Raw genomic sequence first — 16159 nt, 5'->3', positions numbered from 1 at the left:
CGGGGCGGGGGGGGGGGGGGGGGGGGGGGGGGGGGGGGGCGGGGGGGGGGGGGGGGGGGGGGGGGCGGGGGGGGGCGGGGGGGGGGGGGGGGGGGGGGGGGGGGGGGCCCCCCCCCCCCCCGCCGCGGTGTGTCATTCGGCGGGCTGCAGCTTGGTCAGGATCTGCACGATCGCCGGCTGCGTCGGGTCGGCCGAGGCGTATTGGTCGTCCTCGGACGGCCAGCCGACGTAGTTGCGCGTGTTGAACTCGCCCAGCAGCGGGTGCGCACCCAGCGGGATGACCGGGACGTTCTCGACGAACGCCTTCTGGATGACCGCGAGCGCCGCCTCACGGTCGGCATCCGCCGACGCGTTCGCGTAGGTGTTGAGCGCGTCCGTGACGGCCGGGTCGTCGAAGCGGCCGAAGTTGAAGGCCGCCTTGCCGTCGACGATCCACTTCGGGTCCATCGCCGACGTGTACAGGCCGTACGCGTTGCCGGTGTCTTCGAGCCAGTGGATGATGGCCTGGAACGTGCCCTCCTGGCGTGCGGCATCCCAGCCGCCCCAGTCCGGCTGGTCGACCTTCACCTCGATGCCGAGGCCCTCCTTGAGCTCTTCCGCGAGGAGCGCCTGCTCGGTGTTCCAGTCGCTCCAGCCCGCGGGGACGGAGATCGAGAACGTGACGTCCTCGCCGTCGGGGTCGACGAGCGTCTCGCCGTCCCAGGTGTAGCCGGCATCCGTGAGGATCTGGCGGGCCTTGTCGACGTCGACCTCGTAGTTCTGGCCGGCGTACTCCGGCGTGATCTCGTCGTCGAGGAGCGCCCCGAGGCCGGTCACGCTCCAGATCGCCTCGCTCGCGCCTTCGCGGGCGATGTCGACGTAGGCCTGGCGGTCGATCGTCCAGGCGAGCGCCTGCCGCAGCGCCGGGTCGTTGAACGGCTTGGTCTGCAGGTTCATGAACAGCGTGCCCGCGCCCGCCGTGGGGGAGGCGAGGAACTGGTTGTCGGGGTCGGCCGACAGGTAGCTGTCCTGGATCTGCGGGATGAACGCCTGCGCCCAGTCGGCCTCGCCGGTCGCGAGGGCGGTCGTCAGAGCGGCGTTGTCGCCGTACGAGACGTAGTGCAGCTCGGGCACGCTCAGCTCGCCGCCCCAGTAGTCGGGGTTGGCGGCCAGGGTGACCGACTCGGTCGTCCACGAGTCGAGCACGTAGGGACCGGTGCCCACGGCCTGGCCCTCACCGGTGATCGGGTCGGTGTTCGGGTCCTTGATGTCCTTCCAGATGTGCTCGGGCACGATCTGGAAGTGGAGCACGCGCGCCTGCTGCGTGTACTTCGAGCTGTTGAAGTCGATGGTGACGGTGTCGCCGTCGACGCTGACGCTCTTGAGGTCGAGCGCGTTGGTGTCGTTGAGCGTGCCGTCGAGCACCTGGTTGAACGAGAACGCGATGTCGTCGGCCGTGAAGTCCTCGCCGTCGCTCCACTTCACACCGCTGCGCGCGACGGCGGTGAGCTGGGTGTAGTCGTCGTTCCACGTCACGGACTCCGCGAGCCAGGGCGTGGTGCCGAGGTCGCCGGTCGGGTTGACCAGGGCGAGCGACTCGAAGATGACCTTGCCGTAGCCGTACTTCGACGCCGACGAGTCGCCCAGGTACGGGTTGTTCGACTCGGTCGTGATCGCGCCGTCGGGCTTGGCGATCGTGAGCGCCGCGCCTGCGGAATCGGCGTCGTTGCCGCCACCGCCCGCGCAGCCGGTGAGCACCAGCGCGGCGGCGACGCCGACGGCGGCGAAGGTTGTTCTGAGCCTCATTGCTTCTCCTTGTGTGTGAGCACGACATCGTGTCCCAGGGGGTTGACGGCGATGTCAGGGTGATTGCCGGATCAACTTACAATCAAGTAAGTAACTTTTGCAAGCACGCGTCGCCACCGGGACGAGAGCGGCCGTCGATAGACTCGCTGCCGCTGGTTCCCTGCCCGGGGAACGCGCACGATGAGAAAGGCGTGGACCATGACGGCACAACGTCGGCAGCCGCGCTCGCGGCCGGAGACACTCGCGCGCAGACGCGACATCCTCGACGCCGCGGTCGAGATCTTCGGCAGCAAAGGATTCGCCGGGGGGACGCTCCAGGAGATCGCCGACCAGGTCGGCATGACCCACGCCGGGATCCTGCATCACTTCGGATCGAAGGACCAGCTGCTGATCGAAGTCCTCCAGCACCGCGACGAGACCGACGTCGCGGATTTGGAGGAACAGCACATCCCCGACGGCATGCCGCTGTTCCGGCACCTGGTGCGCACGGCGTTCCTGAACGCGCACCGCGCCGGCATCGTGCAGGCGTACGCCGTGCTCTCGGCGGAGTCGGTGACCGCCGGCCACCCCGGCCGCGACTTCTTCGAGAAGCGCTACCGCACGCTGCGCTCCGAGGTCGCACACGCGTTCGAGGTCGTCTGCGCGGAGCGCGGCATCACGGCGCCCGACACCATCGGCTACGCCTCGACGAGCATCCTGGCCGTCATGGACGGCCTGCAGGTGCAGTGGCTGCTGGACCCGACCGCCGTCGACCTTGCGCGCGCGTCGGAGTTCGCGATCGAGGCGATCGTGTCGGCGGTGCTGTCGCCGACCCCGTCACCGCTCGCGGACGGGGCCGACGAATCGGTTCAGCCGAGCCGCTCGACCGTGTAGTCGATGCAGCGGATGAGCTGACGCACGTCGTCCGGGTCGATCGACACGAACGTCGCGACGCGCAGCTGGTTGCGTCCGAGCTTGCGATACGGCTCGGTGTCGACGATGCCGTTGGCGCGGAGGCTCTTCGCCACGGCCGCAGCATCCACCGACTCGTCGAAGTCGATCGTGACGACCACGGGGGAGCGGTCGGCGGCGTCGGCGACGAAGGGCGTCGCGAAAGTGGATGCCTCGGCCCAGTCGTACAGCGCCTGCGACGACTCGCGCGTGCGGGCGTCGGCCCACTGCAGGCCGCCGTTGCCGTTGATCCAGCGCAGCTGCTCGTTGAGCAGGAAGAGCGTCGCGAGCGCCGGGGTGTTGAGGGTCTGGTTCAGGCGCGAGTTGTCGACGGCCTGCTTGAGGCTGAGGAACTCGGGGATGTAGCGGCCCGACGCAGCGATGCGCTCGATGCGCTCGATGGCCGCCGGCGACATCAGGGCGAACCAGAGGCCGCCGTCCGAGCCGAGGTTCTTCTGCGGGGCGAAGTAGTAGACGTCGGCCTCGTGGGCCGAGAAGTCGATGCCGCCGGCCGCGCTCGTGGCGTCGATGACGGTCAGTGCACCGTCGTCGCCGTTCACGCGGCTGATCCGCGTCGAGACGCCGGTGGAGGTCTCGTTGTGCGGCCACGCGTAGACGTCGACACCTTCGACGGCCTCGGCGACCGTGCTCGTGCCCGCGTCGACCTTGCGGACGTCGGGCGCGTCGAGCCACGGCGTCTTCGCCGCGGCGGCGAACTTGCCGCCGAACTCGCCGAACACGAGGTTCTGGCTGCGCTTCTCGATCAGGCCGAAGGCCGCGGCATCCCAGAAGGCGGTCGATCCGCCGTTGCCGAGGACGACCTCGTAACCCTGGGGGGCGCGGAACAGGTCGTGCACGCCCGCGCGCACGTGGCCGACGAGGTCCTTGACCGGCGCCTGGCGGTGCGACGTGCCGATGAGGGCGGCACCGCGGCCGGCGAGGGCCTCGAGGTGGGCGGGGATGACCTTCGACGGGCCGCACCCGAAGCGTCCGTCGGCCGGCAGGATCTCTCGGGGAAGCTCGATGTGCGCCATGCGTCGATTCTAGAGAGGCCCGCGCCGCCGCCCCGTCCCCGTGACGCGTCGTGACGCCGGGACTTGCGCCGGGCCGCAGCATCCCTCCCGCCAGCAGGTCAACCACGCTTCTACAGGAGCCGATCCCGTCATTCGCTCCTGTGGAAGCGTGGTTGACCTGTTGGGCCCTCCTCCACAGAAGGGGAATGGATGCTGCGACCGCGAGTTGTCACCATCCCGCGGGGGAACGGGCCCCGGGCGAGGACGTCGGCCGGCGACCATTCAGGGATGGTGGATCTGATCACGGAGCTGAAGAACCGCGGCGGCCTCTCGCTCACGATGTCCCTCGTCGAAGCGGGCGTCAGTGGCTACGCGATCGATCGTGCGGTCGCGGCGGGGGTCGTCATCCGCCCGAGCGCGGATGGGTGGCTGTTCCGGACGTCGACCCGTATCTGCTGGCTGCTGCGCGGGCGGGTGTGGTGCTCACGTGCATCACGCGGGCGAAGCGCTTGGGGCTGTGGATTCTCGCCGAAGACGGTCCGCACGTCGGTGCGCCGCCGAGCGCGTCTCGGCTGAATCTGAAGAACCAGAGGGCGACCGTTCATTGGGCCCGGCCGATCGAGCCGCGGGCGCGGGGATCGCTGGAGGACAGCATCCTGAACACCCTTCTCATCGTGGCCGACTGCCAGCCGCACGAAGCCGCACTGGCGGTGTGGGAGTCGGCGCTCAACCTCCGGCTGGTCGAGATGGCGGAGCTCGAGCGACTGCCGCTGGGCGTCGCCGGCCGCCGTCTGCTGCAGGAGGCCACCCCTTTTGCGGATTCCGGGCTGGAGACCATCTTTCGCACGCGGCTGCGTTGGCTGGCGCTGCCGATCCGTTCGCAGATCTGGATTCAAGGCCATCGCGCGGACTTCCTCATCGGCGACCGGCTGGTCGTGCAGGTGGACGGAGGGCACCACGTCGGGATCCAGCGTGCCGAGGATGTCGCGCACGATGCCGCACTGATGCTGCTCGGATACCACGTCATACGAGTGACCTACGTGCAGGTGATCAAGCGCTGGCATGAGGTGCAGGACCTGGTGATGCGTGCAGTCGCGCAGGGCTTGCACCGAGCGCCCTGAGTGCGAGCGAGCCAGAGGCGCAGCATCCATCTCCGCTTCGACTGGTCAACCGGGCTTCGACAGGTCAACCGGGCTTCGACAGGTCAACCGGGCTTCGACAGGTCAACCGGGCTTCTACAGGGCCGAAGAGCGCTGGGTGATCCTGTGGAGGCCCGGTTGACCTGTTGAGCGGACTCGGAGGGGGCGGGAGTGGATGCTGCGCCCCGAGGCGCGCCGCTGCGCCGGCGGATGCGAGGTGAGAGTGACCGGGGAGACAGTCGGCGGGCCGGCCTCGGGGGCGGGGGCAGAGGATAGGCTGTCCTCAGCCCCTTGAGAAGCCTGAGGACACCGCGATGACCGACCTGATCGACACCACCGAGATGTACCTGCGCACGATCCTCGAGCTGGAAGAGGAGAACATCGTGCCGCTGCGGGCGCGCATCTCGGAGCGCCTGGGGCACTCGGGCCCGACGGTGTCGCAGACGATCGGCCGCATGGAGCGCGACGGTCTCGTCGTCGTCTCGGAGGACCGCACCCTCGAGCTCACCGACGCGGGCCGGCAGAAGGCCGTCGACGTCATGCGCAAGCACCGGCTCGCCGAGCGCCTGCTGTCGGATGTCATCGGACTGGACTGGGCGTACGTCCACGAAGAAGCTTGCCGCTGGGAGCACGTCATGAGCGAGCAGGTCGAGCGCCGTCTCGTCGAGCTGCTGGGCCACCCCACCGAGTCGCCCTACGGCAACCCGATCCCCGGTCTCGACCAGCTCGGCGATGTGCCGACGAACGGGTTCGAGCAGGGCGTGGTGGGCCTGGTGCGCCGACTAAACGACGCCGGCGAGCCGATCACCGGCACCGTGCGCCGCCTGGCTGAGCCCGCGCAGGTCGACCCCGAGCTGCTGCAGCAGCTGAAGGGCGCCGGCGTCGTGCCGGGTGCCGTCGGCGACTACCGCTACAACGAGGGCTACGTGCTCGTGCAGATGCAGGGCAGCGACGAGGGCCTCGAGCTCCCGGTCGAGATCGCGTCGCACATCTTCCTCGTCGACGACTACCGCTGAGGCCCGCGCGGGGTGTTCCGCTGAGCGGGACGCCAATCCTGGTCTTTTCGCGCCTCGAACGCCCCGCGATGACGCCGGATGCCGCATTCCGTGAGCCGCGGTGAGGCACTGTGCGGAGATTGCCAGGCGTGGAGCGTGACATAAACGTGACCTTCGGGTAGCCTCGAACAGTCCACCAGGCGAGAAGCCCGCCGACAGGACCCCGCGTGGATTGCCTCACCGGCTCGTCGTCCACATGTGGTGAAGCCCGCACATCGTGCCCCGACATCGAGTGCTGACGAGCCAGGCGCTCCGGCGCAGAGGCGCCGGAGGACCAGTTTGGCTGAAGAGATCGAGTCGCACGCGAACGTGCCCGAGCACGCCGCGGCGGACCAGAACCGTCGCGCGCGCAATCGGAAGACCCCCGTGCGACGCTCTCGCACTGCTGCGCCCGCGAAGCCGACGACGGCTCGCGCGGACGCGCGTCCCGCCGCGACGTCGCCGTCGTCGAAGAAGGGCCGCGTGACCAAGCCGCTGCGCAGCCTCGTGGTGCTGACGATGGTGGGCGGTCTCGTCGCCACGGTCGCGATCCCGGCGTTCGCCGCCGGCGCCACAGCCGTGGGTGAGGATTCCAAGACGATCCAGCAGATGGCCGTCGACGACGCGCAGACGTTCGTCGCCGCGTCCGACGCGAACGCCAGCGAGCTGTCGCGTGAGAGCTACTCGGCCACCACGGCCGAAGAGATCGAGAAGAAGAAGGCCGAAGAAGCCGCCGCCGAGCGTGCGCGCCAGGTCGCGGCCGCTGCCGCCTCGGCCGCGAAGTCGCGCGGCACGGTCCCCACGAACATCGCGCTGACGTCGCCCGGCACGGGCGAGGTGCGCTGGCCCCTCCTCAACTTCACCAAGGGCCGCGGCCTCTGGGACTCGGGCTACCACCAGGGTGTCGACCTCCTGACCTCGTGCGGCACGCCCATCTACGCGACGGCGGCAGGCGTGGTCAAGGTCTCGCAGGAGAGCTACGGCGGCTACGGCGTCGGCGTCTCGATCGACCACGTCATCGGCGGCCAGCAGGTCAACTCGCTCTACGGCCACATGACGTACGGCAGCCGCCAGGTGTCGGTCGGCCAGACCGTCTCGGCGGGCCAACTCATCGGCCTCGTCGGCTCGACCGGCAGCTCCACCGCGTGCCACCTCCACTTCGAGGTCCACATCAACGGCTCGGTCGTCGACCCGTGGGCGTGGCTGCAGTCGAACGCAGGCTGACACACACACCTCTGCAATCACAGAAGAGAACGGATGCCTCGGGGTCGAGGCATCCGTTCTCTTTCTTCGTCACCGACACGCCATGTGTCGTTCAGGTGACGGCGCGCCCCGGGCGTGTCGCGGTGGGTTACCCTGGGACTCGACGCTGAGAGAGCGGAGGGAGCCGATGGGCTGCACACCACGCATCCGAACCATGGATGCGCTTGGACGCCTCGTCCTTCGGCATTGCACGAGCGGATGCCGCGGCACTGCCGTGGCGCCAAGGCGCTGTCTGTAGACAGCGCCTTTTTTCATGCCCCTGCGCCCTTGATCGTCGCGCAAGTCGAATAACCGAGAAGCCGTCCCGGCCATTCGAGAGGATGATCAATGCGCACTCTGGTGCTGAATGCGGGCTACGAGCCCCTCGCGGTCGTGTCGTTCAAGCGGGCGCTGGTGCTCGTCATGAACGAGAAGGCCACCGTGGTGGAACACACCGAAGCCGATCCGGTGTGGGGCACCCGACGATCGTACGAACGCCCGGCCGTGATCATCCTGACCCGCTACGTGCGGGTGCCGGGCGGTCGCCACGTGCCGGTGACGCGTCGGGGCGTGCTGCGCCGCGACAACCACCACTGCGCGTACTGCGGCAAGGCGGCGTCGACCATCGACCACGTGCTGCCGCGCTCGCGCGGCGGCGCCGACTCGTGGGAGAACCTCGTCGCGTGCTGCCTGCGCTGCAACAACATCAAGAGCGATCGCACCCCGCAGGAGATGCACTGGGAGCTGCGGTTCACGCCGCACCCGCCGCGCGGCGGGCAGTGGACCGTCCGCGGCACTGAGCGCACGGACCCGCGGTGGGAGCCGTACCTCGCGCTCGCCGCGTAGGCCCGCAGTCGTGCGCGGAGTGAGGGTCAGTTCGCGTCGAGCACGCGCAGCCAGCGGGTGAGGATCGGCTCGAGGGCCGCAGCATCCGTCGTCCCGAGCTCGTCGAGAAGGCGGCGCTCGTTCGCGAGGTGCGCGGCGATGGCGCGATCGATGACGTCCCGCCCCTCCGGGGTGAGCCGCACCAGGCGCTTTCGGGCGTCGGATGCCTCGGCCCGCCGCTCGACGAGACCCCGGGCTGCGAGGCGGTCGACGCGCTTGGTGAGGCCGCCCGTCGTGACGAGGGTGTGGTCGGCTAGCGCGCCGGCGGCCCGTTCGAACGGCGCTCCGGCGCGGCGGAGCGTGGCGAGCACGTCGAACTCGCCCTCGCTGAGTCCGAACTCGCCGTAGACCGCGACGAGGCGCTCGGTGAGCTCGAGCGCGACGAGGTGCAGGCGCCCGATCACACCCTGCGGTGACGGGTCGAGGTCGGGGCGCTCGCGCCGCCACTCCTCCTGGATCTCGGCGACCCGGTCGAGCGGGCGGTCGGGGGAGCGATCGGCGGCCATACGCCCATCTTATCTTCCTGGTAAGGTAAAGTATCTTCCATGGAAGATAAGCGATGGGTGTGGATCCTCGTGACGGCGATCGCCCCGATCGCATGGGGGAGCGGGTATGTGGTGACGCACAGCCTGCTTCCGGCGGAGTCGCCGCTGTGGGGCGGTGTGCTGCGCGCGCTGCCGGCCGGGCTCATCGTGCTGCTTCTCGCGCGCCGGCTGCCGCGTGGATCGTGGTGGTGGCGCTCGCTCGTGCTCGGCACGCTGAACGTCGGCGGCTTCTTCGTGCTGGTGTACGTCGCGGGGCAGCGACTGCCGTCGGGTCTCGCCGCGACGCTGATGTCGGCATCCGCCGCGTGCATGCTGCTGTTCGCGTGGCTGCTGCTGCATCGGCGGCCTCGGCTGGCTGCGGTCGTGGGTGCGGCCGTGGGGCTCGTCGGGGTGGCGGTGATGCTGGGCTTCGACGCGCAGGGTGCCGATCCGTGGGGTGTCGCGGCGTCGCTCGGCGCGATGGTGGCCTCGTCGATCGGTTTCGTGCTCACGTCGAGGTGGGGATCGGACGTCCCCGCGCTGCCGATGACGGCGTGGCAGCTCGTCGCCGGCTCGATCGTGCTGCTTCCGGCGGCGGTGCTCGTCGAGGGTGCGCCGCCGGCGCTCACCGTGCCGTCGGCGCTCGGCTTCGCGTACCTCACTCTCGTCGCCACGGCGCTCGCGTACGTCGCGTGGTTCGCGGGGCTGCGCCGCCTGTCGCCGGGGGTCGTCGGCGTGGTCGGTCTGCTCAATCCGGTGACCGGCGTCGTGCTCGGAGTCGCCATTGCGGGTGAGGTGTTCGGCGTGCCGCAAGCTGTGGGGGTCGGCCTCGTGCTCGTCGGGATCGTGCTGGGTGCGGCACCGGTGCGGCGGGCCTCGCGCCGGGCTGTGGCGCCAGTGGCCTTGCAGTCTCGAACATAACTGTCGGAACCCGGTACTACGCTCATTCCCAGCGGTTGAAGGACTAGAACATCCGTTCTAGAATGTGGGAATGAGGGCGATCGTGCAGCTCACGGCACAGCACGTGCACGAGGTCGTCGGCCAGGCGCCGACGGGCACGCGGCCTGCAGCCCTCGGCGCGGCCGGCTCGTCGGCTGCGGGCACCGTCGCGGCACTGCGCGCCCAGGTCGAGCGGGTGCAGGGCCGACGGCTCGACGCACCGGTGCTGCCGGTGCATCCCGCGCTCGCCTCGCTGCTTCCCGGGGGCGGGTTGCGCCCGGGCTCCGCCTACTCCCTGCCGCGTTCGACGTCGGTGCTCCTGGCGCTCCTGGCCCAGCCGTCGCAGGCCGGTTCCTGGTGCGGGGTGATCGGCATGCCGCGGCTCGGCGCCGAGGCGGCGGAGGGGCTCGGCGTCGATCTGTCGCGGCTCGTGCTCATCCCCGATCCGGGTGCGCGCTGGCTCGCGGTGACCTCGACGGTGGCCGAGGTGCTGCCGGTGGTCGCGGTGCGCCCGTCGGGGCGCGCGGCCGACGGCGAGATCTCCCGCCTGGCGGCACGGCTGCGCGATCGCGGCGCGGTGCTGCTCGTACAAGGACCCTGGCCGCAGGCCGAGGCCGTGATCGAGGTGGGCGAGCCGACGTGGGAGGGCGTCGGCCGCGGGCACGGCTACCTCTCGGGCCGGGAGGTGACGCTCACGTCGTCCAGTCGGCGCTGGCCGCGTTCGCGACGGGCTCGCGTGATGCTTCCGGATGCTGCGGGGCACGTCTCCGCCGCGCCCGAGCGCATGCGCCCCGTCGAGGCGCTGCCTGCGGAATCCGCGGAGTCCTACCCGCAGCTGATCAGGGCGGTGGGGTGACATGTCTCCGGGTGCACCGGTGCGGAGCCTCGTGCTGTGGTTCCCCGATTGGCCGGTCACGGCTCTCGAGCGGGAGGCGGGGGCGGCCTCGGGCGCGGAGGAGGACCAGGTCGGGGAACGGCCGGGCGCTCGAACGGGTGCGGGGCAGACCGGAGCGGGGCGGTCCGGCGCGGGGCGGGCCGGCGTGGGGCAGGCCGGTGCGGGGCAGACCGGAGCGGGGCGGGCCAAGCCGCCGGTCGCCGTCGTGGAGCGCAACCTCGTGGTCGCGTGCTCGGCGTCCGCGCGCGCCGAAGGGGTGCGGCGCGGGCAGCGTCGCCGCGATGCCCAGGCCCGGTGCCCCGGGCTGACGCTGGTGAACGCCGACGCCGCCCGCGATCACCGGGCGTTCGCCCCGATCGTGTCGCTGATCGAAGAGAAGGCGCCCGGTGTGCAGCTGGTGCGGCCCGGGCTGTGCGCGCTGCGCGCCCGCGGTCCGGCGCGCTACTACGGCGGCGAGATCGAGGCCGCCCGCATGCTGATCGGCACGCTGCGCGACGCGGGGCTCGACGGGGTGCGGGTGGGCATCGCCGACGGTCCGTTCACCGCGGAGCAGGCGGCGCGCGGGGGCACGAGCGCGGGCGACCCGGTCTTCGCCGTGCCCGCCGGAGGCGCGGCAGGCTTCCTCGCGCCGCTGCCGGTCTCGGTGCTCGACGCCTCGGCGCTGCTCGGCACCGGGGCCGCGGGTGCGAAGGAGGCGACCGACCTCGTGGGCCTCCTCGCCCGGCTGGGCGTGCAGACCCTCGGCGGGTTCGCCGAGATGCCGGACGATCGGGTGCGCGAGCGGTTCGGCGAGCGGGGCGTCCGGCTGCACGCGCTCGCCGCGGGGCTCGACTCGCGGCCCGTGCAGCCGCGCACCCCGCCGCCCGAGCTCGAGCGCGAGGTCGCGTTCGAACCTCCCCTCGAGATCGCCGACCAGGTCGCGTTCGCCATGCGTGTCACCGCCGACGACTTCGTCGCGGGCCTCGGCGCGGTCGACCTCGTCTGCACCGAGCTGCGGGTCGAACTCGTCGGCGACCGGGGGGAGCGCAGCGAGCGGGTGTGGCTGCACCCGGGCTCGTTCGACGCGGCGGCGGTCGTCGACCGCGTGCGCTGGCAGCTCGCCGAAGACGTCGGCGCCGGCGACGCGTCCGGGGGCGGGCTGCGCAGCGGGGTCACGCTCGTGCGGATCTCGCCGGAGGCGGTGGATGCCGCATCCCATCACGCTCCGGCGCTGTTCGGCGGCGGCCCCGAAGAGCGGGTGCACCATGCCCTGTCGCGCGTGCAGGCGATGCTCGGGCACCGCGGCGTGCTGACCCCCGCGATCGGCGGCGGCAGATGGCTGGCCGAGCGGCAGGTGCTGGTGCCGTGGGGCGACAAGGACGAACGCGACCGCAAGGCCGGCGGGAGTGCCGGCGGTCTCGCGGCGCAGCGCGCGCGCCCGTGGCCGGGGAGCCTGCCCGACCCGCTGCCGACGACGGTGTTCGCCGATCCGGTGCCGGTCGACGTGCGGGCGCTCGGCGGCGAGCTGGTCGACGTCGACGAGCGCGGCAACGTCTCGGCCGTGCCCGCGCTCTTCATCGAGAGCGGCCGCCGGCGCGCGATCGAGGCATGGGCGGGACCGTGGCCGGTGGTGGAGAGGGGATGGGATGCTGCGCGCTCGCGCCGTGCGCACCGGTTCCAGGTCGTCGACGCCGACGGGGCCGCGTGGCTGCTGGTGTGCGACGGCGACGCCTGGACGGCGGAGGCCACCTATGACTAGCGGGACGGGCTGATGGGCTTCAACAACCCTGGTGTGCCGTGGTCCGAGATGGAGCGGGTGCTGAGCGGTCGCCGCCGGCCCGAGGCGCCGCCGGTCGGCGCGGACGGCGGCGACAGCCCCGCGTGGTCGCGCAAGCGGGGGCCGTACGTCGCGCCCACGATCGAGCGCCCGGCCGAGGCGATCCCGTACGCCGAGCTGCACGCGCACTCGTCGTACTCGTTCCTCGACGGGGCCTCCTCGCCCGAGGAGCTCGCCGAAGAGGCGGAGCGCCTGGGGCTGCACGCCCTCGCGGTCACCGACCACGACGGCTTCTACGGGATCGTCCGGTTCGCCGAGGCCGCCGAGGCGCTGCAGCTGAAGACCGTGTTCGGTGCCGAGCTGTCGCTCGAGCTGCCGAAGCCGCAGAACGGCGAGGCCGACCCGGTCGGCGCGCACCTGCTGGTGCTCGCCCGCGGCGAGGAGGGGTACCACCGGCTGGCGGGCGCGATCACGCACGCGCAGCTGCAGGGCGCCGAGAAGGGCCGGCCGGTCTACGACCTCGACGAGCTCGCCGCGCAGGCCGCGGGGGAGTGGGCGGTGCTCACCGGGTGCCGCAAGGGGGCCGTGCGCCGCGCGCTCGCCGAGAGCCCCGACGCGGCTGCCGGAGAGCTCGACCGCCTCGTGACGCTGTTCGGGAAAGACAACGTGCACGTCGAGCTCATCGACCACGGCAATCCGCTCGACACCCGCGACAACGACGTGCTCGTCGGGCTCGCGCGGGAACGCGGCCTCCCGCTCCTCGCGACCAACAACGTCCACTACGCGGTGCCACAGCGTCAGCTGCTCGCCGCGGCGGTCGCCGCCGTGCGGGCGAACCGCGGCCTCGACGAGCTCGACGGCTGGCTGCCCGCGCACGCCGGGGCCCACCTGCGGTCGGGGGCCGAGATGGCGGAGCGGTTCGTGCGGTTCCCGGATGCCGTCGCCCGGACCGTGACACTCGCCGACGAGCTCGCCTTCCCGCTGCGCAAGGCGAAGCCGGCGCTGCCGAAGCAGAAGGTGCCCGAGGGGCACACCCCGATGTCGTGGCTGCGGCACCTGGTGTGGGAGGCGGTGCCGCGCAAGTACCCCGACCTGACCGAGGAGAACCGGGCGCGCATCGAGAAGGAGCTCGGCGTGATCGAGATGAAGGACTTCCCGGGCTACTTCCTGATCGTCCACGGCATCGTGCAGTTCGCGCGGAGTCAGGGCATCCTCTGCCAGGGGCGCGGGTCCGCCGCCAACAGCGCCATCTGCTATCTGCTCGACATCACCGCCGTCGACGCGATCGCGTACGACCTGCCGTTCGAGCGGTTCCTGTCGAGCCTGCGCGAGGAGGAGCCCGACATCGACGTCGACTTCGACTCGGACCGCCGCGAAGAGGTCATCCAGTGGGTGTACCGGGAGTACGGGCGCGACCGCGCGGCCCAGGTCGCGAACGTCATCCAGTACCGTCCCAAGAACGCCGTGCGCGACATGGCGAAGGCGCTGGGGCATTCGCCGGGGCAGCAGGACGCGTGGTCGAAGCAGATCGAAGGCTGGGGCGCCCTCCTCGAGACGGGCGCCGGTCACGACATCCCCGACCAGGTGCTCGAGTTCGCGTCCGAGCTGCTCAAGGCGCCGCGGCACCTCGGCATCCACTCCGGCGGCATGGTGCTCACCGACCGCCCGGTGGGCGAGGTCGTGCCGATCGAGCACGCCCGCATGGAGAACCGCACGGTCATCCAGTGGGACAAGGACGACGCCGCCTGGATGGGCCTGGTGAAGTTCGACCTGCTGGGCCTCGGGATGCTGGCGGCCCTGCAGTACTGCTTCGACATGATCCGCGCCTCGACGGGGGAGGACTGGGAGCTGTCGACGATCCCGAAGGAGGAGAAGGCGGTCTACGACATGCTGTGCCGCGCCGACTCGATCGGGGTGTTCCAGGTGGAGTCCCGCGCGCAGATGGGCCTGCTCCCACGTCTGCAGCCGCGCCGGTTCTACGACCTCGTGATCGAGATCGCGCTCATCCGCCCCGGCCCCATCCAGGGCGGGGCGGTGCACCCGTTCGTCAAGCGCAAGCTCGGGCAGGAGAAGGTCACCTACCCGCACCCCAAGCTCGTGCCGGTGCTCGAGCGCACGCTCGGCATCCCGGTGTTCCAGGAGCAGCTCATGCAGATGGGCATGGCCGTCGGCGGGCTCACCGGTGAGGACGCCGACCTGCTGCGCCGCGCGATGGGCTCCAAGCGTGGGATCGAGCGCATCGACTCCCTGAAGAAGAAGCTGTATGCCGGCATGGCCTCGAACGGCCTCGTCGGCGAGGAGGCCGACGCGATCTACGCCAAGATCCAGGCGTTCGCGAACTTCGGCTTCGCCGAGTCGCACTCGCTGTCGTTCGCGCTGCTCGTGTACGCCAGCTCGTGGATCAAACTGCACTACCCGGCGGCGTTCCTCGCCGGACTGCTGCGCGCGCAGCCCATGGGCTTCTACTCGCCCGCGACGCTCGTGGGCGACGCACGCCACCACGGCGTCGAGGTGCGCCGCCCCGACCTGCACCTCTCCGGCGTCGAGGCCGTCCTCGAATCGGTCGTCGAACTCCCCGCCCCTTCCCGCCCGTCTTCGAATCAGGCGATGAGGCGAAATCAGGCCGGATCGGGGCCGAACCGCCCTGATTCAGCCTCATCGCCTGATTTCAGCGCAGGGGAGCGGGGGGAGCGGGGGGAGTGGGGTGGGAGGGACTCGTGCGTCGACCGGCACCAGCCGCCGGTCGGGCTCTTCGACAAAGACGCGCCCGACGAATCCGCCGCGCACCGCCGCGACGGCGGGTTCGCGGTGCGGCTGGGGTTGGCAGGGGTGAAGGGGATCGGCGCGACCGTCGCGCAGCGTATCGTCGCCGCGCGCGAGGCAGGCGGGCTGTTCCGCGACCTCCGCGACCTCGTGCGCCGCACGAGCATCACCGCCACGCAGGTCGAGGCGCTCGCCACGGCGGGGGCGTTCGAGTGCCTCGGGCTCAGCCGGCGCGAGGCGATCTGGCTCGCAGGATCCGCAGCGCAGGACCGCCCCGAGTTCCTGCCGGACTCCCTCATCGCTGTGCAGCCGCCGCTGTTCGCCGATCCGACGAGCTACGAGCGCCTCGCCGCCGACCTGTGGGCGACGGGCATCTCGACCGACGACCACCCGATCACCCACTACCGCTCCGGGCTCGATGCGCGCGGCGTCCTGACCTCCCGCGAGCTGCGCAGCCACGAAGTCGGCCGCCGCGTCGAGGTCGCGGGCCTCGTGACCCACCGGCAGCGGCCTGCCACGGCATCCGGAATCACCTTCCTCAACCTCGAGGACGAGCACGGTCTCGTCAACATCGTGTGCTCGCTCGGCGTCTGGAACCGCTACCGCCGCATCGTGCGGGACTCGCCCGCCCTCATCGCGCGCGGCATGCTCGAGCGCTCCGCCGAGGGTGTGACGAACCTCATCGCCGACGCGTTCGAAGACCTCCGCGTCGGCGTGCAGCATCGCGCGAGGGACTTTCGATGACGGATGCCGCGGCCCCGCGCCCGTCGTCAGATCTCGTCGTCCCAATCGTCGTGCGAGGGGGGAAGGTCGATCACCGCGACGGGGCGCAGGCGCCGCTGGACCGCGTTCAGGCGGGCGACCGCGACCTCGTCGACGAGTTCGTCGTCGTCGCTGTCGGCATCGCGGGCGACCATCTGGCTCGCCGGGCCGATGAGCACCGTCACCTCGCCCACGGATCCGTCCAGCTCCCTGGTTGGAACCGTCACCGCCTCCGCTTCGCCGGCCTCGGCCAGCGCTTGGCCGCATCCCATCAGCGCGGCGGCGATGTCGTCTCCCGTCACGAACTCGCTTCCCGCGTAGATCACCCTCTTCACGGGGCATTTCTACCCGCTGCACCCGTGTTCGCTCTCGGGGGTTGCAGTGCGTAGCGGAACGGGCTAGATGTGATGTCCAGGGACGTTGTTTCGGGGATTCGTCTTTGAGGTGCTGACAGGCGAAGGCCTCCCGGGTGTGAAGTGGAGCTGTTCAAGG

Annotated in this window: 13 protein-coding genes; 9 read left to right on the top strand and 4 right to left on the bottom strand. The window is 71.1% G+C overall.

Going from position 1 to position 16159, the window contains the following annotated elements; translation table 11 throughout:
- Nucleotides 1–132 precede the first annotated feature (132 nt).
- Nucleotides 133–1785 (bottom strand): ABC transporter substrate-binding protein, encoded by a 1653-nt coding sequence (locus tag ACFC1I_RS08790; RefSeq protein WP_376008077.1) that lies wholly within the window; start codon nt 1783–1785, stop codon nt 133–135.
- Between the two features lie 198 nt (nt 1786–1983).
- Between ACFC1I_RS08790 and ACFC1I_RS08785 the strand changes: the two genes are divergently transcribed.
- Complete coding sequence (locus ACFC1I_RS08785; protein WP_376008075.1) at nt 1984–2658, top strand: TetR/AcrR family transcriptional regulator; 675 nt, start codon at nt 1984–1986, stop codon at nt 2656–2658.
- On the opposite strand, the gene serC is transcribed toward ACFC1I_RS08785, so the two are convergent.
- Nucleotides 2634–3749 (bottom strand): phosphoserine transaminase, encoded by a 1116-nt coding sequence (gene serC, locus ACFC1I_RS08780; protein ID WP_376008073.1) that lies wholly within the window; start codon nt 3747–3749, stop codon nt 2634–2636. The genes ACFC1I_RS08785 and serC overlap by 25 nt on opposite strands.
- A 404-nt stretch (nt 3750–4153) precedes the next feature.
- Here serC and ACFC1I_RS08775 point away from each other — a divergent pair, with 404 nt between their 5' ends.
- The 4 genes from ACFC1I_RS08775 (at nt 4154) to ACFC1I_RS08760 (ending at nt 7989) form a co-directional block, all read left to right on the top strand.
- On the top strand, nt 4154–4849 hold the full coding sequence (locus tag ACFC1I_RS08775; protein WP_376008071.1) for an endonuclease domain-containing protein: 696 nt from the start codon (nt 4154–4156) through the stop codon (nt 4847–4849).
- A gap of 332 nt (nt 4850–5181) precedes the next feature.
- Nucleotides 5182–5883 (top strand): metal-dependent transcriptional regulator, encoded by a 702-nt coding sequence (locus ACFC1I_RS08770; protein WP_376008069.1) that lies wholly within the window; start codon nt 5182–5184, stop codon nt 5881–5883.
- A gap of 318 nt (nt 5884–6201) precedes the next feature.
- Nucleotides 6202–7125 carry a M23 family metallopeptidase gene (locus tag ACFC1I_RS08765; protein WP_376008067.1) on the top strand — a complete coding sequence of 308 codons (924 nt, stop codon included), beginning with the start codon at nt 6202–6204 and terminating at the stop codon, nt 7123–7125.
- Nucleotides 7126–7491: 366 nt separating this feature from the next.
- Complete coding sequence (locus ACFC1I_RS08760) at nt 7492–7989, top strand: HNH endonuclease (protein WP_376008065.1); 498 nt, start codon at nt 7492–7494, stop codon at nt 7987–7989.
- A gap of 26 nt (nt 7990–8015) precedes the next feature.
- Here the strand turns inward: ACFC1I_RS08760 and ACFC1I_RS08755 are convergent, their stop codons facing one another.
- A complete protein-coding gene (locus ACFC1I_RS08755) occupies nt 8016–8534 on the bottom strand; it encodes a MarR family winged helix-turn-helix transcriptional regulator (protein ID WP_376008063.1) in 519 nt (172 codons plus the stop codon).
- Nucleotides 8535–8573: 39 nt separating this feature from the next.
- Between ACFC1I_RS08755 and ACFC1I_RS08750 the strand changes: the two genes are divergently transcribed.
- From ACFC1I_RS08750 to ACFC1I_RS08735, 4 genes are all read left to right on the top strand, one after another.
- Nucleotides 8574–9473, top strand: a complete 900-nt coding sequence (locus ACFC1I_RS08750; RefSeq protein ID WP_376008061.1) for an EamA family transporter — start codon at nt 8574–8576, stop codon at nt 9471–9473.
- Between the two features lie 70 nt (nt 9474–9543).
- The gene (locus ACFC1I_RS08745) at nt 9544–10347 is read left to right on the top strand and encodes a hypothetical protein (RefSeq protein ID WP_376008058.1); all 804 of its coding nucleotides are present in this window, start codon (nt 9544–9546) and stop codon (nt 10345–10347) included.
- Nucleotide 10348: 1 nt separating this feature from the next.
- Nucleotides 10349–12124, top strand: coding sequence for a DNA polymerase Y family protein (locus ACFC1I_RS08740; protein ID WP_376008056.1), 1776 nt, complete (start codon nt 10349–10351; stop codon nt 12122–12124).
- A gap of 12 nt (nt 12125–12136) precedes the next feature.
- A complete protein-coding gene (locus ACFC1I_RS08735) occupies nt 12137–15649 on the top strand; it encodes an error-prone DNA polymerase (RefSeq protein ID WP_376008054.1) in 3513 nt (1170 codons plus the stop codon).
- 26 nt (nt 15650–15675) lie between these two features.
- Here the strand turns inward: ACFC1I_RS08735 and ACFC1I_RS08730 are convergent, their stop codons facing one another.
- Entirely contained in the window at nt 15676–16002 is a 327-nt protein-coding gene (locus ACFC1I_RS08730) for a hypothetical protein (protein WP_376008052.1), read from the bottom strand.
- Nucleotides 16003–16159 lie beyond the last annotated feature (157 nt).

This window comes from Microbacterium sp. NPDC056044, assembly GCF_042267145.1.
In the GTDB taxonomy this organism is placed as follows: domain Bacteria; phylum Actinomycetota; class Actinomycetes; order Actinomycetales; family Microbacteriaceae; genus Microbacterium.
Note: the sequence above shows the minus strand (reverse complement) of the source record. Positions and strands in the feature narration are given on the sequence as shown.